Genomic DNA, 8,823 nt, shown 5'->3' on the forward strand with positions numbered 1-8,823 from the left:
TTTCGGTTATACGCCGATCAGCCTCCGTGCTCCCGGGACAGCCGATACGCGCCATCGTCGCGGTACTGCTGCGGCGTTTGTCCGAAATAGTCTTTGAATACCTTCGAGAAATACGTCGCGTTTTGATAGCCGAGCCTGGACGCGACGTCCATGATTTTGTCCGTTCCGGACTTCAGCAGCGCGGCTGCTTTCTCCATGCGCAGCCGAAGCAGGTACTGCCCGATGCTCTCGCCCGTCTCCAGTTTGTAGATTCGCGACAGATAAACCGGGTGCAGGCCTATGTGCTCGGCAATGGACTGGATCGATACGTCCCTGGAGAGTTCTTCCTCGATAAAGGACCGTACCCGATCGACGATGCCCCTGCGGTTCATTCTCATGTCCCGCTCCAGCAGTTCCTCGATCTTCCCGAAGACGCGCATCGCCCAGCCTCTGAGCTCCGCCAGCGTCCGGTACTGCGGCTGCGCAAGCTGCGCCGCGTCGCCGCCGATCGCGTCGGCCAAGGCGAAGCCGCTCTTGTGCGCGATGTGCAACACCGCGCCGGAAAGGGCAAAAAAAAGCTCCATCGCATGCTCGCTGGTCATTCGCATGGCCGCCGCTTCCGCGAAAATCGTCTGCAGCTTCTCCCTTACCGCCTCCCAGCGGCCGGCGTCCAGCAGATGCAGCAGCGTCGGCGGCTCGTACAGGGCCGACAATGCCCCGACGCGGCTGCCTTCGCCGCCGTCCCGGCGGGTGCCGGCGACGAGGATCAGCTCCCCGTCCCTGCCGAGCCGTTCCCGTACGACCGCGAGCGCCTGCTCGTACAGCTCGGCGATGCGCGCCGGAAACGCCGACCATTCGGCGATCACGACCGAAACGCCGACCTTCAAATACCGCTTCACGTTCTCCTGAAGCTGCACGGCGAGGCGCTCGGCAAGCTTCAGCGGCCGCCCTTCCGCAAGGGCGCTCTCTCCGTCGCCGCGGCGGTTCTTCGGCTTGACGCAGAGCACGAGATGGTCGTGCACGTCCCTGCGCGACCAAAATTCGAAGTCGCGCTCGCCGAGCTCCTCCGCGATATTGACGATGGCATATTCCAGCAGCGACAGCCGCTGGAAATCGCGGCCGGCGAAATCCTCCTCCAGGCGCACCAGCAACAGCGAGAACGGGTCGCCGTCCTCGAACGGCAGGCCGTACAGCGCAAGCTTCTGCCGCAGCCGGTCCGCCGAATACCGCTTGCCCTGCAGCAGCTCGCCGAGCAGATTGCTGCGCAGCAGCGGCAAATGCTGCTCCAGCGCTTCCTCCGCCCGCCGCTGCGAGACGACGGCCTCCCATTCCCGCTCGATCCGGCCGATCGCCCGTTCGACGGCCCGCAGCAAATCGTTTTCGCGGATCGGCTTCAGCAAATAATCGACCGTTTCGCTCTGCAGCGCCTGGCGCGCATAATCGAAGTCGGCATAGCCGGACAGGATAAGGCATTTGATCCTGCTCCACCTTGCCCCGATCTGGGCCGCCAGCTCGAGTCCCGACGCGCCCGGCATGCGGACGTCGGTAATGACGATATGGATCGTCTCCGTCTCGAGCACACCCAGCGCCTCCTCGGCGGAGAACGCCTTGAACACCTCCGAGATCCCAAGCCGGCTCCACGGCATCGTGAGCGCCAAATTGTCGACGACCGCCTCTTCGTCATCCACTACGAGCAGCCGGTACATCGCGTCCCACCTCCCTGTCCAGTCTTGTCCAAGCGAGCGTAACCCGGATGCCGCCTTCCGGAAGCAGGCTCATGCCGATGCCGGAGCCATCGCCGTACTGGATTTTCAGCCGCTGATGGACGTTCCAGACGCCGCATCCCATGCTTTCGTCCATGGTCCGGTCCATCGTCTCCATCAGCCGCACCAGCGCATCCTGCGACATCCCCGCGCCGTCATCCTCGACGACGAGATAGTTGTACGCGTCCTCCTGCCGGCCGCGAATCGCGATTCGACCTCTTCCCGGCTTGCGCTCAATCCCGTGCACGATCGCGTTCTCCGCGGCCGGCTGCACGATCAGCCGCGGAACGGGCAGCTCCATCATCTCCTCGGGAACGTCGATTTCGTACTCGAACCGCTTCATGCGCATTTGCTGGATTTCCAAATAATTGCCCACGAAGCCGAGCTCGCTGCGCAGCGTGACCGTCTGCTTCTCCACGCGCGTGTTGTACCGGTAATATTCGCCGAGGTTCAGGGCCATCTTCTCCGCCAGATCGAGCGCGCCGAGGCGGATCATGCTTTGGACGTAGAACAGGCAGTTATAGAGAAAATGCGGATTGATCTGCGACTGGAGCTGCTTGAGCGTCGCCTCCCTTGTCCGGATTTCCTCCATATATACCTTTTCCACGAGCCGCTGGATTTCCTGTGCCATTTCGTTGAATCTGGAAAAAACGAACGAAAACTCGTTCTCCCTCCGCTGAAACATCCGAACGGCATAATTGCCGTGCTTGATCTCCCGCAAACTGAAGATGAGCTGCCTGATCGGAATTTGCACATTCCGGTAAAGCAGCAGCAGCGCCAGTATGCTGAGCACGAGCAGCAGGCCGACAGAGACGTAGAACAGCTTGCTCACCTCGCGAATCGGCGCAAGAATGCTGCCGATCGGCACATAATCGACCAAGTACCAGCCGAGGCTCGGGATTTTCGTGGAACTGATCATGTAGTTTTGGCCGCCGAGCGCGATCTTCATGGACCGGACGTCCGGAAGCGGCATGCCCGCGAGCGACCGCTGCAATTCGGCGGCAATAGCGCCGTCCATCGAACGGTTGCCGATCATGCCGTCCTCCGGACTGAACAGAAACGGATCGTCCCCGCCGCTGCGCTTGAAATCGTCCAGCATGCGCCGCAGGCTGTCGACGGGAAAGCTGGTCCGGATAATGGCGTTCGCCTGATCGGGATGCGCGTAGGCGGAATACGGCTCGACCGTGTAGCGGGTAAAATAGTCGTCCTCCGCCGGCGTATCCGGCGACCGGTGCAGTCTCCAGCCGGCACTGACGTCCTTCAGGAATGCGTCCTTGTCGAACGGCTCCTCCGTGCTCGTCGAGATGACGAGACCGCTCGCCGGCGAATAGAAGGCGAGCCGGTTCTGGAAGCTGGTCGAGATGCTGCCGAGCAGCAGCTTCTCGTAAATCGCATTGATCATCCGGTCCCGGTCGTAGCCGCGGCTCGATTGGAGGGCAAGCTGGAAGTCGAGCACGTCCGAATCCCGCATCAGCTGCAGCGAGAACATCGACAGCTGCTCGATCTGCCCGCCGATCTGATTCATGAACACCGACAGCTGCTTCAGCTTCGATTTGCGGATCTCATCCTCGACGAGCGTCGAGCTTCGGTCGTTCACGTACGAGAACAGCAGTACGATCGGAATCAGCAAGGCGCAGATGAGGAAGGCCATTTTGCCGAAAATGCTGAATTTCACGCGCATGGATGGAGCCACCTCCGTTTACGTTTCGCTTCAGCCCCCGATTGTAGCAGGTCGATCCGCCGCGCGTACAGCCCCTTATTCCTTCACTGAACCGAGCGTCATGCCGTGCACGAAATATTTTTGCAGGAACGGGTACACGGCCAGCACGGGCAGCGCCGACACGAAGATGAGCGACGCCTTCAGCGTCCGGTCGGACAGATTCGAGAACTCCCGCGGGTCCATGCTGAGCTTCGTGAAATCCGTCGCCGCCACGACCGTCTGCAGGAAGGTCGACATCGGATAGTTGCGAAAATCGGACATGTAGATGAGCCCGTCGAACCAGGAATTCCAATTGCCGACGATCGTGAACAGCCCGAGCGTGGCGAGCGACGGAAGCGAGATCGGCAAATAGATGCGCAGAAGCGTACGGAAATGGCCGGCTCCGTCGATCAGCGCCGCTTCTTCGAGCTCCTTCGGAATACCGCGGAAGAAATTCATCATCAGCACGACGTTGAACACGTTCGCGGCGCCCGGCAGCACGAGCGAGGCGATCGTGTTGGTCAATCCGAGATGATAGACAACCAGGTAGGACGGGATGAGCCCGCCGCTGAACAGCATCGTGAAGACGATGATCCAGGCGTAGGCCGTCCGTCCCCGGAAGACGCGGTCTTCCTTCGACAAGGCGTACGCCGCCGTGCACGTCAGCGCCATTGTCAGCGTGGTGGCAAGCGCCGTTCGTTCGACCGCGATCCAGAACGAACGGATGAAATTTTGATTGTCGAACGTTTTGGCGTACGCGTCGAGCGTGAATTTGATCGGCCAGAACGCGACGAGACCGGCATCCGCCGGCTCCTTGGAGCTGAAGGAAATGGCCAGCACGTTCAGCAGGGGCGCGATGCATAGCAGCGCGGCCGCCGCGAGAAAAACCGCGTTGAACCGGGCGAATACGCGGTAGCCGAGCGAGTAGTTGTTCCGCATTGCCGTATCCCTCCCTAGAAAATGCGGTAATTGGCCGCTTTATTGGCCGCTCCGTAAGTCAGGACGATCAAGACGAAGCCGACGACGGATTTGAAGAGACCGACGGCCGTCGCGAAGCTGTAGTTGGAGCCCTGCAGGCCGACCCGGTAAACGAACGTGTCGATGATATCTCCCTTATCGTAGACGAGCGGCGAGTACAGGTTGAAAATCTGATCGAAGCCGGCGTTCAGAATGTTGCCGAGCGACAGCGTCGCCAGCACGACGGCGATCGGTAATATCGACGGGATCGTAATGTGAATCGTCTGCTGCCATCTGTTCGCGCCGTCGATGTCCGAAGCCTCGTACAGCGACGGATTGACGCCCGTCAGCGCCGCGAGATACACGATCGTGGAGAAGCCGAATTCCTTCCAGATATCGCTGATGACAATCGTCGCCCGAAACCAGTTCCCGTCGCCGAGAAACATGATCGGATCGATGCCAAACAGCGCGGCGAGCCCCCGGTTCAGCAGCCCGTTCACCGACAGGAGGTCGGTCAGAATGCCGCCTAGAATGACCCAGGACAGGAAATGGGGCAAGTAGACGAACGTCTGTACCGTCCGTTTGAACGCCGTCTTCCGGACTTCGTTCAGCAGCAGTGCGAAGACGAACGGCACGACGAACCCGGCCGCGATTTTCAGGAACGAAATGATGAACGTGTTCCAAATGACCTGCACGCTGTCGGGATACGTGAACATATATTCGAAATGCGTCAGCCCGGCCCAGGGCGAGCCCGCGAAACCGAGCCACGGCTTATAGTCCTGGAAAGCGATGACGAGTCCCAGGATCGGCACGTAGCTGAAGACGGCGATGAATAGGATCGTCGGCAGCAGCAGCGCGTGCAGCTGCCAGGTTTTGCGCAAATAAGCCTTCATGGGGCGCCGGCACCTCCTCTTCTTGCTGGCGGGCGCGGCGGCCGGAGCATGCGGCCCGCGATTCGCCGGGCCGCCGCTGACGAAGCATGCCGCTGCCTGCCGCGATGATGCAAGCGGCATCCGGCGGATGCCGGGTTCTTTATTGGCCGCCTACGGATGTCCACCAATCGTTAACTTCCTTCGTGATCTCGTCGCCTCCGCCGGCCTTCCATTCCTGGACGAACCGGTCGAAATCGTCGATCGGCGTTTTGCCGTACACGATCTTGATGAACGTTTCCTTCTCGCTCTTGTCGAGCAGCTCGGCCTTGGAGCTCATCGTCTTCGTGCTGGCGCCGGTGAAATGGTTGGGCATGCTCTTGCCGATCAGGCCGTCGTTGATGACGAGCCCCTGCAGCACCGGCTTCGGATCCTGCGCGCGGGATTGCAAATACGGCGTCGAGACGTCGCCGGACAGCGCCTTCTGCACGAGGTCCTCATTCGAGTATTGCCCCGGCGAAACGCCGCCCACGATCGGAATCGGCGCGTTTTTGCCCGGCAGCTGATCCTTCGGCAGCAGCTTGCCGTCCTGCAGCTTATAATCGTAATCCTCTTGGTAGCCGTACTTGAACGGGGAATCCGGGTCCAAGAAAGCCGGTCCGTAGATGACGTCGAAATAATCGAAGAACGCCTCGTACTGGTTAAACTCCTTGCCGAACACCATGAAGCCGTTAGCACCCGCGGTCGACCGGCGGGCGGTCTGGCCGCCGGGTCCTGCTGGCAGGGGGATCGGCTCGTAGGTCGCGCCCTTGACGTTCACCGTTACGTCCTGCAGCGGCCAGCCGCCCATCCAGGCCGGACCGGCGATAAGGCCCGCTTTGCCCTTCTGCCACCATTCCGCCGCCTTGTAGGCGTCGTTGAGCGACAGATCCTGAGCGAGATAGCCTTTCTCGTACCAGTCGTGCAGCTTGGCGAGGCCCTGCTTGACCGACGGCTGGATCGAGGCGTATTGCAGCGAGCCGTCGGCCGCCTTCGACCAGATGCCCGGAATATCGTTGCCGTACGCGCCGAACACCCAGTCGGTCGATGCCATCCAGTCCATCAGCGAATCTTTGCCGGCGACGGCCAGTCCGATCGTATCCTTCTTGCCGTTGCCGTCCGGGTCCTGCGTGACGAAGGCGTCCATGACCTTCTCCAGGTCGTCGATCGTCTTCGGCGCCTCCATGCCGACCTTCTTCAGCCAGTCGGTCCGGATCCACAGGATGTTGTCGAACTGATGAGTCCAAATGAACGGAATGCCGTACCGTTTGCCGTCGATCGTCACCGAATTCCAGACATCGGCGTTGTCGGCGTACAGCTTCTTCAGCCGATCGGACGCGTACTTGTCGAACATGTCGTCGACCGGCTGGATTTTGCCCGCCTCGACGAGATCCTTCAGCAGCACCTTGTCGCCGAAATTGAGAATGTCCGGCAGCCGCTCGCCGCTCGAAAGCGAAAGCTTGATTTTGTTCTCCAGCGTCTCGCCCTGCTTGGCGACGATCCACGCGTACTTCAGGTCGATGCCCATGTTGTCGCGCGCCCAGCGGATAATCGGCGTGTTCTCGATCGAGTCCCCGTTCACGAATTTCGTGTCGCCGCCAATCCAGGCGCCGGTCGTAATCGTAACGGGCGGATCGAATTTGCCATCCTTCTTGGCCTGGCCGCCGCCCGGCAGCGTATTCGCTCCCGCTGGCGCGTTCTGATTCGCCGTACCGCTTTCGCCGGGAGGCGGATCCCCCTTCGCGCAGCCGCCGAGGAGCAGCGTGCCGCCAAGCGCAAGCACGGAAGCCGTTATATAACCCTTCCTCATCCATTTCATCCTGTATATCCCTCCTGCAACTTGATTTCGCCGTACACTCAAATTGTAAGAAAGCGTTTTCCGTTTGTAACCTATAAAAAAACGAACCTTTCCATGAATATCCTAACTTTTAGCAGAGATTTCCACTAAAAAAAAGAACCGCCGTTGATCGGCAGTCCTCATAAATTAAGCGGCATGAAGAAGCAAAGCGCTATCGCGAACGCCTCATCCGCCCGGCTTGAGGCGGATTCGGCTCCGCCGTGCCCGTGCCGAAGTTTTCGAAGACGATCGCCGCGCCGCCCGGGCTCAGCACGCGGTCGATCTCGGCCATGATGGCCGCGAGATTGTCCTGCCAGCCAACGACCGAAGAGCTCGCCGAGTAGCAAATGGTCCAACCCGCGGTCAGCAGGTCGACGGAACAGTCCGCCAAGGGCAGGCGGTCGTTGGTCCCCGCCGCAACGGTCCAATTGGCCGCGCCTTGCGCGCGCAGCCGATCCGCGGCGAATCGGAGCATCTCCTCCGAGGCATCCGTCGCTCGGACGGTCAGCACATGCGGCTCGAGCAGCGCGGTCAGCCGTCCCGTACCCGCGCCGATGTCCGCCGCGTCCCGTGCCCGCAGATCCGGCGCGACCGTCCGGATGGCGCTCAGCAGGTTCCCCTCGCAGTCTTCCCGTTCGACGAGCCGGTCGTAACGCGCGGCTTCACTGCGGTAAATAACGTCGTGATCGATCATTGAATCCCCTCCCGTGTAATGGCGGCGCATCTCCAGCATGAGGCCTGACGCCGGGACAAGGTCAAGTCACGACGAGCGGGCGGCGTACAGGACGCCGATCTGCGGGTTGACGGCATACTGAACGGTCACGTAGCCCCGCTCCCGGAACCACGCTAACGTCTTCGCCCGCCCGATGCTATGCTTGGCCGGTTCTGGACCGGCCGTTTCCCCGCCTTCCTCCGTCATGAGTCCGGCCAGGCACGCGCGCCCGCCGGGCTTCAGGACGCGGTCTATTTGCGCCAGCGCCAGCAGTTGCTGCTCCGCGTTCAGGAAGTGATACGCGAACGCCGACGCGACGAACGCGAACCGGCCGTCCGCGAACGGCAGCGCCAGCGCGTTGCCAAGCTTGGCCGCCACGTCCGGATGCTTCTCCCGGCATATCGCCAGCATCGCCTTCGACTGGTCGACGGCCGACATCCGCGCGCCACGGGCGGCGAGCAGGCCGGCCAGATTACCCGTCCCCGCCCCGACGTCCAGCCCCGGCTCGTCCGGCCGCGGAGCCGTCGAACCGCGGAGCGAGGTCGTCGAACCGCCAGTCGTCACTCCATGAAGCCTGCTGACGTCGAATATCGTTCAACCGCCGCGTCAGCCGGAACAGCTCGCCGGTCTCCAGCCGGCCCTCAGCATGCGCTCATTATAAACCATGACGCAAGGTGAAGGTCCAGCATGCCCGAAATTACTCGAAAAGCCCGAAATCGAGTAGGAGGAGGCGGCTAGCCTCCGTCCTCTCACACCACCGTACATGCGGGTCCGCATACGGCGGTTCCAAAGGGTTAACAAAGCTCCAAATAACGTGAAAGCATACTCTTGAGCCCTTTCTCTTCCCAGTAGGAAGTCGGAAGGGCATTGTTTGTGTTTCGGGACATTTCCCAGGGGCCACGTCTTGAGTTGCCCATTACCAGACTGAACCACTTCGGAACTCCAAGTGCCCGGAGCTCCCTGACTCG

General features: G+C 61.2%; 7 protein-coding genes and 1 pseudogene. All 8 read right to left on the reverse strand.

All coding sequences use genetic code 11. The features are described 5' to 3' along the window. Positions 1–17 precede the first annotated feature (17 nt). Complete coding sequence (locus ACFPB1_RS20995; protein WP_379228052.1) at positions 18–1,685, reverse strand: response regulator; 1,668 nt, start codon at positions 1,683–1,685, stop codon at positions 18–20. After that, on the reverse strand, positions 1,660–3,423 hold the full coding sequence (locus ACFPB1_RS21000) for a cache domain-containing sensor histidine kinase (RefSeq protein WP_379228053.1): 1,764 nt from the start codon (positions 3,421–3,423) through the stop codon (positions 1,660–1,662). Before ACFPB1_RS21000 ends, ACFPB1_RS20995 begins: the two co-directional genes overlap by 26 nt. Before the next feature lie 75 nt (positions 3,424–3,498). After that, on the reverse strand, positions 3,499–4,380 hold the full coding sequence (locus tag ACFPB1_RS21005) for a carbohydrate ABC transporter permease (protein WP_379228055.1): 882 nt from the start codon (positions 4,378–4,380) through the stop codon (positions 3,499–3,501). Between the two features lie 14 nt (positions 4,381–4,394). Further along, complete coding sequence (locus ACFPB1_RS21010) at positions 4,395–5,291, reverse strand: ABC transporter permease (RefSeq protein WP_379228056.1); 897 nt, start codon at positions 5,289–5,291, stop codon at positions 4,395–4,397. A gap of 139 nt (positions 5,292–5,430) precedes the next feature. Beyond that, positions 5,431–7,125, reverse strand: a complete 1,695-nt coding sequence (locus tag ACFPB1_RS21015; protein WP_379228057.1) for an extracellular solute-binding protein — start codon at positions 7,123–7,125, stop codon at positions 5,431–5,433. A gap of 190 nt (positions 7,126–7,315) precedes the next feature. Continuing rightward, the gene (locus ACFPB1_RS21020; RefSeq protein ID WP_379228058.1) at positions 7,316–7,837 is read right to left on the reverse strand and encodes a class I SAM-dependent methyltransferase; all 522 of its coding nucleotides are present in this window, start codon (positions 7,835–7,837) and stop codon (positions 7,316–7,318) included. A gap of 66 nt (positions 7,838–7,903) precedes the next feature. Next, positions 7,904–8,419 (reverse strand): class I SAM-dependent methyltransferase, encoded by a 516-nt coding sequence (locus ACFPB1_RS21025; RefSeq protein ID WP_379228059.1) that lies wholly within the window; start codon positions 8,417–8,419, stop codon positions 7,904–7,906. A gap of 230 nt (positions 8,420–8,649) precedes the next feature. After that, positions 8,650–8,823: pseudogene (locus ACFPB1_RS21030) on the reverse strand (group II intron reverse transcriptase/maturase); the annotation flags it as partial.

This window comes from Paenibacillus sp. GCM10023250 (genome assembly GCF_042653205.1).
Taxonomy (GTDB): Bacteria; Bacillota; Bacilli; order Paenibacillales; family Paenibacillaceae; genus Paenibacillus_Z.